Source organism: Ohessyouella blattaphilus (genome assembly GCF_024721265.1).
GTDB lineage: Bacteria > Bacillota > Clostridia > Lachnospirales > Lachnospiraceae > Aequitasia > Aequitasia blattaphilus_A.
Window position 1 is genome coordinate 142,899 of sequence record NZ_JAMXOC010000001.1, and the last position, 16,708, is coordinate 159,606.

The following is a 16,708-nucleotide window of genomic DNA, read 5'->3' on the forward strand; positions in this document are numbered from 1 at the left end:
ACCACCTCTACTTTCTCAGTTCAATGCCGCGTTCTTCTAAAGCGGTTAAAATTTGGGTCATTGCCGCTGTCACTTCTTTTTCCTCTAGGGTCTTATCTTTTGCTCTAAAGACTACGGAATACGCTACTGACTTAAAGCCGTCTTTAATCTGCGCCCCTTCATACAAGTCAAACAGCCGATAAGATTCTAGGTACTGTCCGCCTTTTTTCGCGATAATCTTCTCTATTTCACCAACGAGAATATCTCTAGGAACAACCATACTGATATCCCTAGTCATCGCCGGGAACTTGGCAATACCTTCGTATTTTCGATCAAAGGTCGCCCTGCTAACAATCTCTGGCATATCCAGTACGGCCACGTAGGCCTTTTCGCCGATGTTATAGTTATCTAGCACCTGAGGATGAACTTCTCCTAAGTAGCCAATCACCACCCCATCGTAGACCACGTTTGCTTGTCTTCCTGGGTGTAAAAAGGGCTTGCCAGCGGCTGGATCGTACTCTTCTTTCCCTTTCATGCCCACTTTCTCAAGAAGCTCTTCGATAACCCCCTTCATGTCAAAGAAGTCGCCTGCCCCATACATCCCTAAGGTGAGCTGCATCCGTTCTTCCGGTAGTTCTTTATCTGGATTGGCGCTAGGCAGGTAGATGTTTCCTAGTTCATACAGCCGTACATCTTTATTGCGCTTATTGTAATTTGTCGCCAGCGAAGTCAGGATTCCATTAAGGGAAATGGTACGCATCACCGAGTAGTCTTCTCCTAAAGGATTGGTAATTTCTACCACTTGGCGCAGGCTATCACCTGCAGGGACCATTAGCTTATCGAAGACCTTCGGACTTTCAAATGAGTAGCACATTCCTTGAGAAAAGCCACTAAACTCCGAGACGTCTTTGGCTACCTCTTCCACGCGCAGTTTAAATGGTAATTTACCGGTAGTAGCTTCTCCCTTTGGCAGAGTCGTGGGAATCTTATCATAACCGTAGAATCTCGCCACTTCTTCAGCCAAGTCCGCTAAGCGTTCCACGTCTTGGCGCCACGTCGGTACCACCACTTCCTTTGTGTCCTCATCGTAGGTAAGATCAACGCTTTCAAAGATTTTGATCATTTCGGTTGCCGAGATATCCGTTCCCAAAATGCTATTAATCTTTGCTTGGTCAAAAGGCACTCGCTTTTCTTTCCAAGGGTTCTTATAGGCATCGACCATACCGCCAATCACCGTACCAACCCCTAGTTCCTCTACTAACTGACACGCTCTATCGATGGCGGCTTTCGCATTATTAGGATCGAGACCCTTTTCAAACTTTGTGGAGGCATCGGTACGAAGGCCGATCTTCTTACTGGACTTACGAATATTGGTGCCGTCAAAGCAAGCCGCTTCAAACAGCACGGTTTTCACTTCGTCGGTAATCATGGAGTTTTCCCCACCCATAATACCGGCAATACCAACGGATTTTTCCCCGTCGCAAATCATTAACACCGAATCATCAAGAGTACGTTCTTGACCATCTAAAGTCACAAACTTTTCGCCAGCAGCTGCCCGTTTGACGATAATCTCTTTACCGGCAACGTGGTCTAAATCAAAGGCGTGCATCGGTTGGCCATACTCTTCCATAATATAATTGGTGATATCCACCAAGTTATTAATCGGCCGAATTCCCACAGAAATCAGGCGTCTTCTTAGCCACTCTGGTGAGGGCGCGATTTTGATATCCTTAACTACTCGGGCACAATACCTAGGGCAAAGCTCTTCATCCTTAACCGTAACCTTGACATAATCGTTCACGTCTTCATTATTTCCCGTAGCCGTCACTGCTGGCGGTACAAAGGGTAATCTAAAGGTTGCTGCCGTCTCCCGCGCGAGCCCAATAATACTGTAGCAGTCCACTCTATTTGAGGTAACTTCAAATTCAAACACCGCGTCGTCAAGACCAAAGTAAGCAATCGCACTTTCACCAATCTTTACGTCCTCAGGGAAAATATAGATACCGTCGGTCGGAGCTTCCGGATACATCTCTGTGGTGCCGCCTAGCTCTTCAATAGAGCACATCATGCCAAAGCTTTCCACGCCCCTAAGCTTGCCTTTGCTAATCTTCAGGCCGCCTTCTACTCTTTGACCAGGTTCGTGACCACCGGCTACCCGGCCGCCTACTAAGACTACCGGTACCTTATCACCAACTTTTACATTCTTCGCACCGGTGACAATCTGAATCACCTCGCTCCCGATGTCCACTTGGCACACCACCAGCTTATCCGCATCTGGGTGCTTTTCAATTTCTTTAATCTGGGCAATTACGATTTTATCTAAATCGGCATCTAAGACTTCGTAACCTTCTACTTTCGTGCCTGATAAAGTCATTGCATCTGTATATTCCTGAGCCGTAACGTCCAAATCAGGAACGTAGGCTTTAATCCATGATAATGATGTATTCATACTTCTTCTTTCTCCTTCCTTCTAGAACTGTTTTAAAAAGCGAATGTCATTTTCGTAAAGTAACCGCATATCATCAATCTCATATTTCAAAAGCGCGATTCTCTCAAGGCCTACGCCAAAGGCAAAGCCGGTGTATTCCTCAGGATCGATGCCGCACATCTCCAGCACGTGAGGATGAACCATTCCGCAACCGAGAATCTCAATCCAGCCCGAGCCTTTACAGAAACGACAGCCCTTGCCACCGCATTTAAAACAGCTAACATCTACTTCCGCACTAGGTTCTGTGAAGGGGAAGTGATGAGGACGGAACTTCGTCTTCGTTTCCGGTCCAAATAATTCTTTAGCGAATACTTCTAACGTTCCTTTTAGGTCCGCAAAAGACACGTTTTTATCGATTACCAAACCTTCGATCTGGTGAAAAGAAGGAGAATGAGTGGCATCTACCTCATCAGAACGGAACACCCGACCGGGAGCGATCATGCGAATCGGCAGCTGCCCCTCTTCCATAACCCGTGCCTGCACCGGTGAAGTCTGAGTCCGTAAGACGATATCCTTACTGATGAAGAAAGTATCTTGCTCATCCTTAGCCGGATGATCGGCAGGAATATTAAGCTTCTCAAAATTATATAAGTCGTACTCTACCTCTGGTCCTTCAACCACCTCATAACCCATGCCGATAAAGATACGCTCTACTTCTTCAAGAGCGATGGTGTTGGGGTGACGATGACCGACCATATTCTTTTTCGCTGGCAAGGTAACATCGATAACCTCTGCTTTCATCTGCTCTTGACGCAGTTCGTTTTCCATAGACTTTTTAATAGATTCCAAAGCACCTTCAATGGTTTCTCGCGCTTCGTTGACCCACTGACCAACTTTTGGACGATCCTCAGGAGTCACATCTTTCATGCCTTTGAGCACCTGGGTTAATTCTCCCTTCTTACCGAGAAACTGTACTCTAACTTCATCGAGAGCTTTTAGTTCTTTCGCTTTGTCGATTAAAGACAAGGCTTCTTCTTTAATCTTGTTTACTTTGTTCTGCATACTTCTCTTCCTTTCTTATTTGCATTAAAAAAGTCCCTTTATCATAATGATAAAGGGACGAAATAATCGCGGTACCACCCTAATTCCTACAGCCAGTTGCTGTAGACACTTAGTTATGCTTAACGGGCACTACTCGGCATTTCCTACTAATCGTTCAGAAATACAACTCGCGTGGGAAATTCAGACGTTACACCTTAACCGGAGAAAACTTTCAGCCAATGATTCTCTCTCTCTTAACGGGATTATGTAGTCCTACTTTGCACGGTCATCGCTTTAACAGTAATTCTAACACAAGGCATTCATTTGTCAAGCTTGTTTTCTTCTTTAAGGATTTCCTTCTGGGCCTTCCGTTCCTGATACTTCGCTTCTGCGTCGGGGAAGATTAGTACATTTAGCTCGGCTCCTAGGAGGACGCAGTACATACAGAAATACATCCACAGCATTAACAAGATAATCGTTGTCAAGGTTCCATACATATTGGCAAACCCTTTGAAGATGCTTAAGTATACAGAATAAAAGTAGGATATTAAAAACCAGCCAAGGGATGTGAACACTGCTCCCGGCATATCGTGCCGTAGCTTCGCCTTCCTGTTTGGTAAAAACTTAAAAATCAACAGCGAGAATAAAAAGGTAACAGCCGGTGTCAAAGTGGTACGCAGCTCCAAAATCTGATTGATAGCTTTCTCCATAAAAGGGGCATGCAAGACGATAAAGTTGCGAAGCGTATTACCAAAGACGCTTAATATCAGCATAATGAGAATCACCAAAATAAAGAGAACCGTATAAATTGTCGCCCGTATTCTGACGAAAAAATAATTACGCGTCTCCTCCTTGGAGTAAACCAAGTTAAGACCACCGGTTAACGCCATAACGCCTTTTCCCGCGGACCACAAGGCTACGAGAATCGTAACCGGAATTATCGTCGATGAATGACGATATACCTGATTGATAATCGAAGTTACTAGTCCTGTCACCGTCTTCGGAAAGACGGTGATAATCTCTTCAATCACCACGGTGGCTGGTAACCCGGTAAGCTGAATCATAGTCGTCAACAAAAGCAACATCGGAATCAGAGCTAACATAAAGAAATAGGCTGATTGAGCCGCATAGGCACCGACGTGATGCTGCATCACGTTAGTTAGATATGTAAAGAGGGCATCCCTCACTTTTTTCAGTCTACTCATTTAAGTCTCCTAATAGTACTTACTCATAAAGCTAGGCAGTCACGTAAGCGACTGCCTAGACCTTTTTGTATGTTATCTTAGTTTTCTTTTGATCCCCCAAAATGGCGGTTTCTACATTTAGACTCCTAGCGCATGCTAGGTGGGTATCCGCATCTGCTTTTTTGTCTTCCACTGCTATTCGGTGGCTTGACATATTACAGAGATAATGAGACTCCCGTTTAAAGTATTGTAGGTTCTAAATAGCAGAAGTTGTCGCTCATTTCAGGTTCAGCTTAATTATAACCTATCAACTTATCCTTTTCAAGGGATTAGTATGAATATTCCCTTAAAAATACTTTTGATTGTTCTTTCGCAAAACAAATACCACCCAGACTAATACCGCCAAATCAGCCGCCATCAATGCCCACATCAGTGGCGTTAAAAAAGGAATCTCTAGACGACTTCTAAGGATATCCACCAGTGAGTACAAAGCCGTCACCACGCCTAAAATCAGAATCGGTACAGCCACTCCTTTAATATACCCGTCCTTATCTTTGCACTTCCCCGGATCTACTTCTCTTGGCAGCATTCCGTTGGCGCTTAAGTCGCGTTTAATTTGGAGCTTATAAAAAATATACATACAATAAAACCCAAAAAACAAGGTAATATAAGATAAATATTCCATAATTGTCCCTTTCAGTAACTAGACGCTCAGTATTTCCTTCACCGTCGCTTCCATTTTTTCCGGAGCGCAGACGATGTCGTGAAGGGTCTTCGCATCAATGATTTCCTTAATCGCTTGAGGCATTTCCGTCTGTGAAACTTGTACTAGTTTCTCTAACAAGGCAAATTCATCCACATCAGCAAACTTGTTATCAATCGCGCTCATTACGCTCTTTACAAATTTAAAGGGACTGGCTGTCGAAATAACCAGCTGCTTATTCGCCTCTGGGTGCCTCCGGCGATACTCATCGCCTACGTAGGCTGCTACCGCGGTGTGAGTATCCATCACGTAACCGGTATTTTCGTATACGGCTTTGATCTCCTCTGCCGTCTGGGCTTCGGTTGCATAACCGCCGATAAAATCGGCCATTTTCGCTTGCATCTCTGGGGTCACGCTGTAACTACCCTGCTGCTTTAGCTCTTCCATAAATCCCTTCGTCGCCTGGGCGCTGTTGCCGCTTACGAAATAAAGCAGGCGCTCTAGGTTACTAGAGATAAGAATATCCATAGAAGGCGAGCTGGTCAGAATAAAGTCCCGATTGCGATCATAGGTTCCTGAGGTAAAGAAATCGTAAAGCACTTTATTTTCATTGGAAGCGCAGATCAGTTTGCCAATAGGCACTCCCATTTCTTTTGCTAAGTAAGCTGCCAGGATATTGCCAAAATTTCCCGTCGGCACGACCACGTCTAGAGGTTCGCCAAGAGTAATCTCCTCTTCCTTTAAAAGCTTCGCATAAGCGTACACGTAATAGGCAATCTGCGGCACTAATCGCCCGATATTAATCGAATTCGCCGACGAGAATTGATAGCCGGCTGCTGCCATTTCGGCTGCTAGCTCCTGGTTTTCAAACATTTCTTTCACGCCGCTTTGAGCATGGTCAAAATTCCCAGTAATAGCCACCACGTCCACGTTGTCCCCCTTTTGTGTCAGCATCTGCATCTCTTGCACCTTGCTAACACCGTCTTTGGGGTAAAAGACGATAATTCTCGTCCCCGCCACATCAGCAAAACCAGCCATTGCGGCTTTGCCCGTATCACCGGAAGTCGCTGCTAAGATAACGATTTCTTTATCCGCCTGGTTCTTCTTCGCCGCCGTTGTCAGCAAGTGGGGCAGAATGGATAGAGCCATGTCTTTAAAAGCGATGGTCGCCCCGTGAAAAAGTTCGAGGAAGTAGGTGCTATCGGCCTTCACTAAAGGAGCAATCAGCTCCGTATCAAACTTCTCATCGTAAGCCTTATTGATACAGTCCTTAAGCTCTGCCTCAGTATAATCTGTTAAGTAAAGCTTTAGCACTTCATAAGCCACCTCTTGGTAGCTTAAATCCTTAAGCTCATCTAAACTTTTTTCCAAGCTGGGAATCGTCTCCGGCACAAACAAACCACCATCTGGAGCTAATCCCGTCAGAATGGCCTCTGAGGGAGTAACGGATACATTTTTATCTCTTGTGCTTGTATATTGCATATCTCTTCCTTCCTACTTTTTGTTCTCGTTAATATAATTAACTAACCCACCGGCCGCAATCAGCTTTTGCATGAATTCTGGGAACGGCTGACCTTTATATTCTTCATTCTTTGTTAAATTCTTTATGAGACCCTTATCAAAATCGATCTCTACCTCGTCTCCGGCATCAATGCCCTTAGATGCTTCCGCAGATTCGATAATCGGCAAACCGATATTAATGGAATTTCGATAGAAAATCCGGGCAAAGGTCTCGGCAATCACACAGCTTACGCCTGCTTCCTTTAGACAAAGGGGGGCATGCTCTCTCGACGAGCCACAGCCAAAGTTCTTGCCAGCAACGATCAAATCGCCCTTTTGCACTTTCTTCGCAAATGTCGGGTCGATATCCACCATCGCGTGAGTTGCTAATTCTTTTCCGTCAAAGGAGTTAAGATAACGAGCCGGGATGATAACATCCGTATCCACATTATCTCCATATTTAAAAACGTGTCCTTTTGCTTCCATTATCTTTCACCTCTCTTCTCTGGTCCCGCAATTATTCCGGCAATAGCGCTAGCTGCTGCTACTTCTGGGGAAGCTAGGTAAATCAGTGAATCTACGTGTCCCATCCGCCCTACAAAGTTTCTGTTTGTCGTCGAGACGCATTTCTCGCCAGCCGCCAGAACGCCCATATGGCCACCCATACAAGGTCCACAGCTAGGAGTATTAAATGAGCAACCAGCATCGATAAAGATATCCACTAAACCTTCAGCGATACATTGCTTGTATATTTTCTGAGTGGCAGGAATGACGATAACCCGCACGTCTTCGTGGACTTTTTGACCTTTTAGAATGGCCGCCGCCCGGCGCAAATCCTCCATCCGTCCATTGGTACAAGAACCAATCACCACTTGGTCAATCTTAATCGGTTCCATTTCCTCTATCTGGTCGATGGTCTTGGCATTTCCCGGCAAATGGGGAAACGCTACCGTCGGTCTAATCTTCGACAAGTCGATCGTGTATTCCTCATCGTACTGGGCATCCTCATCGGCCTCATAAACTTTATAGCTTTTCTCGGAATGCTCTTTTATATAGCTCTCGGCCAAATCATCTACTGGGAAAATCCCGTTCTTGGCTCCTGCTTCAATCGCCATATTAGCAATGGTAAAGCGATCATCCATACTTAAGCTGCGAATACCCTCGCCCACAAATTCCATAGATTTATATAAAGCGCCATCCACACCGATTAGTCCGATAATGTGGATAATGATATCCTTACCGCTAACGTACTGGCTTGGTTTGCCTACCAAATGAAACTTAAGCGCTCCCGGTACCTTAAACCATAACTCGCCAGTCGCCATTCCTGTCGCAATATCCGTAGTCCCCACGCCTGTTGAAAAGGCGCCTAGGGCTCCATAGGTACAAGTATGAGAATCCGCGCCGATGATACATTCACCTGCTACGACTAGCCCCTTTTCCGGTAAAAGCGCATGCTCAATACCCATCTGGCCAATCTCAAAGTAATTCGTTAGCCCTTGCGCTTTCGCAAACTCGCGAATCGACTTGGAGTTCTCTGCCGACATAATATCCTTATTAGGGGTAAAGTGATCGGGTACTAAGACCACCTTCTCTTTATCGTATACGGTATCGCTCATCTGTCTAAATACCGGTAATGCCATCGGTCCCGTAATATCGTTAGCCATCACTACGTCAAGCTTGGCCATAATCAACTGTCCAGCACTTACCGAATCAAGACCGGCATGAGCGGCCAAAATCTTCTGTGTCATCGTCATTCCCATTAAAACTGTGCCTCCTATCCTTTTTTACTCTTACGTGCTATTCTACCACAAACAAAGATTGCCACGCAACTGCCTAGCAGAACTTGAATAAGAAGTATCAAGGGCGTCTTATCTCCCGTCTTTACGCTAACCTTTGGTGACGAGCTGCGCCCGGCTACGACGCTCTTGGCGGTATTTTGGTTGGTGTTTTGATTGGTATTAGTAACGGTGGTCGTAACGCTCGGTGGGTCGCTTGGCGTTATCTCCTTCGGCTTTTCAATGACAACCACCTCTTCGGTTTCTACCTCTTCGGTGTTTTCGGAGGTAACGACCACCTGGTTTTTCACTTCTTTTCCCACCAAATCATCACTAATTACCACCACTTGGTATTCCACATAGTATTTTTCGCCAGTGGTCACATCTTGCAGGAAAAGATCTTTATCAGGAATTATTTTATAGGAATTGTCGGTAACAGAAATACTTACCTGAGGAATTACTTGGAAGTTCTCATCTAGGAGAACGATAGAATTTTTTTGAAGTTTGACGCCTGGCGTCAAGATTTTATCTTCGATTACCACATTTTTGGCCACCGCTTTTTCTATCTGCTGAGTCACTTCAACGGTATAGGTGATAACATCTCCGACCCGGTACGTTTTCTCAGAGCGGTCCGCCGACTTTTTGACGAGGAGCTCAGGCTGTGGAAGAAAGGTCCCACCTATACTAACTGGCGCCGAGTTCACCTCTAGTAAGTGACCACGACCAAGATCCTGGGTTCCTGCACCGGTCACGACGACAAATAAGCCCCACTCTCTTTTAAGGTCGCTGGTCAGATTGTCAATGCGAAAGGTTCCCCCATTATTATAAGCCACGTCACCGCCTAGGTAAAACTTTTCACCTGGCATGATTTTTACCTCGCCGGTATAACGCTCGCTCTTGCCTTCAAAGACGAGAAATAGCTCTTCGGGCACCGGTAGCGTTACGCTATTGCCTTCATCTCCTAAGACCGTTACTACTTCTGTTCGCTGACAGCCCTCCTCCCTACTAAAGTAAAAATTCAAGTCCTGGCGATCAAAGGCAATCGCTGAACGAGGAATCGCCGGAAGACTTTTAATGTAAGCCACGTAATCGACGACCACCTTGCTCATTTCACTATCAAGACCAATGAGAGCACCGGTGGCATTTGATTCTCCTTCGTAGATATAGGACAAAATACAGTGGGATAAACAGTAGGCTAAAGATTCCTCTTCCCACCCTTTTGGTAGCGTATCCTTAAGGTACTGCTCGTACCCCGGTCCCCCTAGTAGGTAATAGGAAGCTTTCGCTAGCAAGTGGTTTGTATCCAAATAATGGCCCTCATACGTGCCATTTGCCGGGGTACCTTTCGCTGACTCTAGACAGTACGCCAGCTCACCGTCGATATAAAAGTAATTCGTACCATACCCCATATAGTCGACGGCCGCTCCCACCTCTAGAGTAACCTCCTCTGCTTTTACAAACTGTTCCTTAGATAACACAAATAGAAATGTCAAAATTAGGCCGCAAAAAAATAACCCGGCCTTCTTAAAAAGCTCGTTCTTCATACATTTTCTCCTTATTAAATTCGTTGTAAAGTGTGGAATCGTTAGGAAGAATTTCCTGCAGAGTTGGTAAGAACTATAAATAGTTACTCAAATCATAGCTTACAGATAGCCAGAAGTCAATCGAACGTAAAAAGAACAAAAAAAATAAGAACTTCACAAGGAAGCCCCTACTTTTTTTTACTATTTGTTTTGATTTTACGTACTCTTTCTTTTAGGGTTTCTAACATTTCGTGGTCTCTACGGGACTCCATCTTCGGGAAGGCTCGCAAAAGACGATCTCTGATAATATTTCCCTTCAGTAAATCTTTGTACTTTGCCGCTAACTCTTTAATACGCTCCTGTTGGTCATCTGTTACCTTTTCGTAAATTTCTGCTAGATTGGTGCTATCCATGGCACTGTAAATATTGATACCAATCTTATCGGAAAGTTGGTGCAACTCGCTGGCGATCCTCTGCATACTTTCTAGTTGCTTGTTTAAATTCATCGTTGCCACGGTAGTAACCGTGGTATCTACTACTAAGGTCAATAAAAAGAGAATAACCAGAATCATTCCTAGGGTACGGGGCACAAAGTTTACAAATCGCTCCACTAGAGGCTGAAACACTTTTAATATGAAGACACACACCACGCCCCAAATAAGCGAAAAGGGTAGACACACGTAACCGCCAATATTAAAAGGAGTATTCGAGTAATCCCACCACTTGTGGTGGAACAGCTTATCCATTAAGAATCCCGCAACCAATTCACTTAAAGTGACTACCGTCATGGACACAAAGAATAAGAGTAGGGTCGTCTCGGTAAAGGGCTGACACAGAATAATCGCCAATACCACTCCCACCCCGTAAATCGGGCAGATAGGACCGTTGAGAAACCCTCTATTAACGAAACGCTTCTCTTTAATGGCCGCATAAGCTACTTCTGTACACCATCCGAGAAAACTGTAGATTAGAGCATAGCATAGGTAATGATAAATTGTCATGAATCGTTCTCCTCGTTTTTTAACACCCATCTACTATACCATAAAAAAGCTGAGGCCTCTAGGCCTCAGCTTTATATCTTTTGATTTCGTGTAAATACCCTACGTCTAAAGGATCAATTGGATCTACGGGATTCTCAACTGCCCCTTTTAGCTTACGTTTGTGCCTTTTGATTAAAGCTCCAAGCTTATTATAAAACCAGAAGGAATAAACCAAGACGTTGTTAATCTTACCAATCTTCTCCTTAGTCGTAGCGGTGTAGTAATCGCCAGAAGCCGCTAACACTTCCCCTTTCTTAACTAGGGAGATAAGCTCTGTCTCACTCTTCACCGGTCTTGCTAGGGTTGTATGAGCCATTGAAACGCACTCTAGCTTATGGGCGTCACTACCGCCAAAGCCTGGCTTATTGTAGGTCTTTGCTAGCTCTAATGCCGCTGCATTAGACTTGGCTGATTCACAAGCATTAAAGGTTTCGATAAAGTCAAATTTCTGGGTAATCTCGGGATGTCTCCGATACTTCTTTGTGTTCGTAAAACTCATATATTTCTCACCACAAGGATGAGCCGGTCCTAAAATACCACCGTGACGATGAACGAAATTAATCAACACCGACACTGGCAAACCTTTAATCTCCATTAGTCGCATACGCACACCCTCTGGTAAAATGCAGATGATGTGACCGGCGTCGCAGGTATCGTATTCGATCCCCTTTAACACCACAAAATCCTGATGGGCTTTGCCCTTCATAGAACTCTTCCAATAACGGTAACCATTGTACGTATCATGGTCAGTAATCAACATGCCTTGAAAGCCAGCCGCCTTTAACTTAGTAATATACTCGTCAAGACCTACCTTCGAATCGATGGATCCCTCTTTCACATGGCAATGCATATCTAACTTCATGTACACGCCTCCTTTTCTTATCCCGCTAGTTTTAGTATAGCATAGGGAGACGTCATTTCAAGGCTATTTTCCTTATTTTTTTCTTACGCGGTTATGACCTTTTTTCGTTCCATGTCCAAGACCGAGAATAAGTAATACGAGTGCTTCTAGAATTAGCCACAGCATAAGTGCTCCTTGACCCGTACCTGAAAGTAAGCCAACTGCGTGAAACAACATCAGAAATAACTGGATAACCGATAAGATGCCACTACCAACCATCGCCATAATTTTTTTCATATAAAAACACCATCCTTTGTAATCTTTTCTCTAAGATACAAAGAATGGCGTCCTATAAAACGGACAGATTAGTTTTCATCGTCCTCGTCATCATCGAGAAGAATCTGTCTAGCTTCTTCCATTTCCGATTCTAACGAATCTTTTTTAACGCTTTCTACCACTTCTTTTTCCCGCTTTACCAGCTGCTTTGAGTGGGACATAAACTGAACGATAATCCCGATAATCGCAAGACCAGCAGACACGCCGTAGACAAGGAGTAAATTTCCTGTCTGTCCTAACAGCATGCCGACGTTTTGACCAACGGCCAAGGCCCCGCCTAGTCCGGTAATAATCATAATAAGCGGATCTTTTACAATCGCGGTGATAAGAGCCACCACAAAGGCAACGCCGACACAGATTAACAGCATGGTCGTATCCTGAGCCTGTAAAAGAACGATCACTACACTAAAGGCGTATAAGAAAATCATCATAAAGATGCCAAATCTTGGAAGCTTAATCGCTAGGACAATGTAAAGAATTAGCGATACCAAAGCCACCCCACCAAGGATTGGTGCCGTTACATCCAGCAAGAGAAAGACCACCGCAACTGTCAGGGCCGCAAAGATAATGGCCGCAAAGACGGATAAGATTCTCTTTAATTTCAAACCAAAAAAACAAACCAATAAGCCCACAAATATACTAATACCAATGACCACGATTCCGGGAATCGTCTCCTCAGCGATATAATATCCTTTTTCTCCAAGTAAATTGTTTATCATTTTTAAAATTGCTTGTCCCATAAATTAGGTTCCCTTCATTTCCTGCATTTTTTAATCAGCACAATTATAGCACAGTACTATGAAAAATCAAACTTTTTACACATTCTTACTGCGGTAAACCCGGTGATGTTCATCTGCAAGCGAGTCAATAAAGCGTCTTTTAAAGACCAAAAACTCCTCCAAATCCATCAAGATATGGTAAAGCATCGCCCGGGATTCAAACTCCTCCATGGTCTTTGGCGGCTCACCTTGGCGCGACTCTTCAATCAACTGAACTACTTCTTCTAAAAGCGCCCTCGGCTCCGTCATCTCGTGCACATGCACAATGATATCATCGATAAACTTGGCGATAATTTCCGCTTGCACCGGCAAATGACGAATCTTCTTCATCTCGTAGTGAAGGCTGTGTAGCACGTTCATCTGCTTCATCCGCATTTCAAAATAATGGACGTAATAGCTCGTATGTTTGGCATACGTATTATTTTGGTATTCGTAAGCCTCCTCAATATACTCTGAAAGCAAGGCTTCTAGCGAGATAATATCGTCCCACACATTACGACCAAAGGGATGGTTCCGTAAATATTTAGTTAGTTCCTCCAGGATCTGCTGGATCTCCGCTTCCACGGTGCGCATACCTTTGATGAGTTCTTTCTTTTGAGAAGCATTCGGATGAAATTGATTGATAATCATGGCGATGATAATCCCGATAACCACCAGGGAAAATTCATTCATTACGAAAGCAAAGTCAATAGACTCTGCACTAAGATAGTGGGTGCCGATAACCGCATTTACGGAAATCGTACTCTGAAGACCGGCAATACAACTAACAAACACAATTATGAAAATGTAGATGCCAAATGCATACCAAGCACTGGTCACATTAGGGAATAAGAACACAGCTACCGCTGTGCTAAAACCAAAAGTCACGATTCTAAGCAGTGACAATTTTAAAGTATCTAAGCGGGTCGACATCATGGTCAGCAGACTGACAATCCCCGCCGAAGCTGCATAATTCAAACTAAACATTTCGGCAATGTAGATAGCGATAAAGCTACCGATGGCAATCTTTAACGCCATTACCGCCTTTTTTCTAACTGAAATCTCTTTTTCCATACTCGCCTTTCTTTAAAAAAGGTCTAAGAAACGAAAATCTTTTTCCTAGACCTTGCCTTTTATCCTTACCTGTTTTGTTCCCCCATGTATAAATCATACAAGACGTCCACAGCCTTTTCAATCCCCAGCACACTGCTGTTTAGCAAAAGCTTATGAGAGTCGATGCTACCCCATTCATTACCGGTGTAGCGATCGTAGTAATTCTCTCTTTGTTTGTCAATCTTCTTCATCCGCTCGGCCGCCTTTTTCTCTGAAAGGTGGTACACCTCCATAATCCGGCGGATTTTATCCGCTTTCTCGGCGTGGACAAAGACGCTGATGACCCCGTCCCGGTCCCGGAGCACATAATCGGCACAACGACCAACGATAATACAAGAACCGCGATCGGCTAGCTCTTCGATAATCTGGGACTGTACCTGAAACATCTGATCGCTTAGAGGTGGCATAAACTCTTCGTTATTCATATAAGAAACATACTCAGCCGGCGAAATCAAATACGTAGCTAGGAACTTATTAAGCGTGCTTTCATCCACTTCCTTCGCGGTATCCTCACTTATTTCCAACTTCTCTGCCGCCATACTAACCAAGTTCTTGTCGTAGAGAGGAATTCCCAGGCGCTTAGATAAGCGCATCCCGATTTCTCGGCCGCCACTACCAAACTCTCTGCCAATGGTTACAATAGTCTTCTTACTCATGGACATCACCTCTTCTCATTTCATCTCATACATCGTTGCCAAAATATCGATGATATCTTCTATTGCTAACAAACTAGAGTTGAACAGGATTTGATGGCTGTCAATGCTCCCCCACGCGCGTCCCGTATGGGATTCATAGTAATATTTCCGTTCGGCATCGACCTTTTTTATTTTGTCTCTGGCTTTCTTATCCGAGATCTGGAAGATTTCGGCAATCCGCTTCGTCTTATCCTCGTCTTCCGCGTGAACAAAAACATTGATACAGTTCTCGTTCTCCCTAAGGATATAATCCGCGCAACGCCCCACGACCACACAGGAGCTTTTATTAGCTAGGGATAGGATAATGTTAGACTGGGCCAGATACATCTGCTCGCTTAAAGGCAACTCACTTTCGTCACTTAGCCCCTCTTCCGTAGCGTTATAAGTTGCCAGAAAATAATCTAGGGCTTTCTCATCGAGAGTGGCCGCGGTAATATTGCTAATCTCTAGCTGTTCTGCCGCCATATTCACTAGCTTCTTGTCGAAAAACGGGATTCCTAAGCGATCCGCTAGCTTCGTTCCGATTTCATGTCCACCACTACCAAATTGACGTCCTATAGCAATAATCACATTCTCCCTCATAATCAGCCCTCCCATTCACCTCTGGTTACCTTGATTATATCATTAACCGATAGATGTTTTCCACATCTTTCTCATTCAGTTTCACAAAGCCCCCTAGAGTACCAGTGCGGGCGTCGCCAAAGCAAGCGTTCCTAGCCAGCTTTTCAATATCCTCTTCCTTAGCACCGATTTCCTCGAAGTTGCTTGGCATACCAATCGCCTTTAGATAGATCTGAAAAGCTTCAATTCCCGCTAGCGCCGTCCGTTCTGGATGATAGAAGTCCATCTGGACACCCCACACCCGATGAGCCACTTGAGCAAACCGAGCCACGTCATGCTTCATATTATACTTCATCACAGCTGGCATCACCACCGCTAAGCCGGCACCATGAGTCACGTCGTAAAGGGCTGATAATTCGTGTTCAATATCATGGCTAGTCCAGTCCTGGGTCCGACCAACGCCACAGGAATTGTTATGAGCCATCATCCCTGCCCACATAATGTTGGCTCTGGCGGCGTAATCATGAGGATTCTCAATCACCTTGGGTCCTTCGGAAATCATCGTCAGTAACAGGGCTTCAATCATTCGATCCGTTACTTCTACGTCTTTTGTATTGGTCATATAGCGTTCAAATAAATGAGCCATAATGTCAGTAATTCCGGCAGCACTTTGATACGCTGGAAGGGAATAAGTAAGCTCTGGATTAAGAATCGAGAACTTCGGACGCAAGCCTTCACCAGTTGCACCTCGCTTATGCATCCCCTCTTCATAGGTAATCACCGAATCCGGCGAACCCTCGCTACCAGCTGCCGCAATCGTTAAAATTGTTCCCACCGGCAAAGCATTATCGACTAATTTACCGCGGTAAAAATCCCAGAAATCGCCTTCGTATGTAACACCGGCCGCTATCGCTTTGGCCGAATCAATAGTACTTCCGCCGCCAAGGGCCAGCACAAAATCCACATTTTCTTCCTTACACAGCTCAATGCCTTGGTACACAAGACCGCTGCGAGGATTGGGCTGAACTCCGCCTAGCTCCACGTAAGCAATACCCTCTTGGTCATAAACAGCCTTTACCCGGTCAAGAAGTCCTGAGCGCACCACCGATCCGCCACCGTAGTGAATCAATACCTTAGAACCACCAAAACGCTTCGTTAACTGACCTACCTTCTGTTCAGAATCTTTACCAAATGCAAAATAAGTAGGTGCATAAAATGTAAAATTATTCAT

Annotated in this window: 16 protein-coding genes, 1 other RNA gene and 1 other annotated feature; all 17 genes read right to left on the reverse strand. The window is 44.7% G+C overall.

Going from position 1 to position 16,708, the window contains the following annotated elements; translation table 11 throughout:
* Positions 1-7: 7 nt before the first annotated feature.
* Entirely contained in the window at positions 8-2,428 is a 2,421-nt protein-coding gene (gene pheT / locus NHH16_RS00550) for a phenylalanine--tRNA ligase subunit beta (RefSeq protein ID WP_262067648.1), read from the reverse strand.
* A gap of 21 nt (positions 2,429-2,449) precedes the next feature.
* Positions 2,450-3,469: a phenylalanine--tRNA ligase subunit alpha gene (gene pheS, locus NHH16_RS00555; protein ID WP_262067649.1), complete on the reverse strand. Its 1,020-nt coding sequence runs from the start codon at positions 3,467-3,469 to the stop codon at positions 2,450-2,452.
* 50 nt (positions 3,470-3,519) lie between these two features.
* Positions 3,520-3,747 (reverse strand) — a binding site (T-box leader).
* A 21-nt stretch (positions 3,748-3,768) separates the two neighbouring features.
* Complete coding sequence (locus NHH16_RS00560; protein WP_262067650.1) at positions 3,769-4,653, reverse strand: YihY/virulence factor BrkB family protein; 885 nt, start codon at positions 4,651-4,653, stop codon at positions 3,769-3,771.
* A gap of 89 nt (positions 4,654-4,742) precedes the next feature.
* Positions 4,743-4,924, reverse strand: a non-coding RNA gene (ssrS, locus tag NHH16_RS00565) — 6S RNA.
* A 54-nt stretch (positions 4,925-4,978) separates the two neighbouring features.
* A complete protein-coding gene (locus NHH16_RS00570; RefSeq protein WP_262067651.1) occupies positions 4,979-5,317 on the reverse strand; it encodes a hypothetical protein in 339 nt (112 codons plus the stop codon).
* A gap of 18 nt (positions 5,318-5,335) precedes the next feature.
* Positions 5,336-6,817 carry a threonine synthase gene (thrC, locus tag NHH16_RS00575; RefSeq protein WP_262067652.1) on the reverse strand — a complete coding sequence of 494 codons (1,482 nt, stop codon included), beginning with the start codon at positions 6,815-6,817 and terminating at the stop codon, positions 5,336-5,338.
* 12 nt (positions 6,818-6,829) lie between these two features.
* Entirely contained in the window at positions 6,830-7,321 is a 492-nt protein-coding gene (gene leuD, locus NHH16_RS00580) for a 3-isopropylmalate dehydratase small subunit (RefSeq protein WP_262067653.1), read from the reverse strand.
* Positions 7,321-8,595 (reverse strand): 3-isopropylmalate dehydratase large subunit, encoded by a 1,275-nt coding sequence (leuC, locus tag NHH16_RS00585; RefSeq protein ID WP_262067654.1) that lies wholly within the window; start codon positions 8,593-8,595, stop codon positions 7,321-7,323. The genes leuD and leuC overlap by 1 nt, the downstream gene beginning before the upstream one ends.
* 14 nt (positions 8,596-8,609) lie before the next feature.
* Complete coding sequence (locus NHH16_RS00590) at positions 8,610-10,154, reverse strand: isopeptide-forming domain-containing fimbrial protein (RefSeq protein ID WP_262067655.1); 1,545 nt, start codon at positions 10,152-10,154, stop codon at positions 8,610-8,612.
* Positions 10,155-10,321: 167 nt separating this feature from the next.
* Positions 10,322-11,134: a putative ABC transporter permease gene (locus NHH16_RS00595; protein WP_262067656.1), complete on the reverse strand. Its 813-nt coding sequence runs from the start codon at positions 11,132-11,134 to the stop codon at positions 10,322-10,324.
* Positions 11,135-11,192: 58 nt separating this feature from the next.
* On the reverse strand, positions 11,193-12,035 hold the full coding sequence (locus NHH16_RS00600; RefSeq protein WP_262067657.1) for a PHP-associated domain-containing protein: 843 nt from the start codon (positions 12,033-12,035) through the stop codon (positions 11,193-11,195).
* A gap of 72 nt (positions 12,036-12,107) precedes the next feature.
* The gene (locus NHH16_RS00605) at positions 12,108-12,311 is read right to left on the reverse strand and encodes a hypothetical protein (protein ID WP_262067658.1); all 204 of its coding nucleotides are present in this window, start codon (positions 12,309-12,311) and stop codon (positions 12,108-12,110) included.
* 68 nt (positions 12,312-12,379) lie between these two features.
* Complete coding sequence (locus tag NHH16_RS00610; RefSeq protein ID WP_262067659.1) at positions 12,380-13,090, reverse strand: hypothetical protein; 711 nt, start codon at positions 13,088-13,090, stop codon at positions 12,380-12,382.
* A gap of 75 nt (positions 13,091-13,165) precedes the next feature.
* Positions 13,166-14,182 (reverse strand): aromatic acid exporter family protein, encoded by a 1,017-nt coding sequence (locus tag NHH16_RS00615; protein ID WP_262067660.1) that lies wholly within the window; start codon positions 14,180-14,182, stop codon positions 13,166-13,168.
* 65 nt (positions 14,183-14,247) lie between these two features.
* Positions 14,248-14,877 (reverse strand): cytidylate kinase-like family protein, encoded by a 630-nt coding sequence (locus tag NHH16_RS00620; protein ID WP_262067661.1) that lies wholly within the window; start codon positions 14,875-14,877, stop codon positions 14,248-14,250.
* A gap of 15 nt (positions 14,878-14,892) precedes the next feature.
* Entirely contained in the window at positions 14,893-15,498 is a 606-nt protein-coding gene (locus tag NHH16_RS00625) for a cytidylate kinase-like family protein (RefSeq protein WP_262067662.1), read from the reverse strand.
* A gap of 34 nt (positions 15,499-15,532) precedes the next feature.
* The gene (locus NHH16_RS00630; RefSeq protein ID WP_262067663.1) at positions 15,533-16,708 is read right to left on the reverse strand and encodes an iron-containing alcohol dehydrogenase; all 1,176 of its coding nucleotides are present in this window, start codon (positions 16,706-16,708) and stop codon (positions 15,533-15,535) included.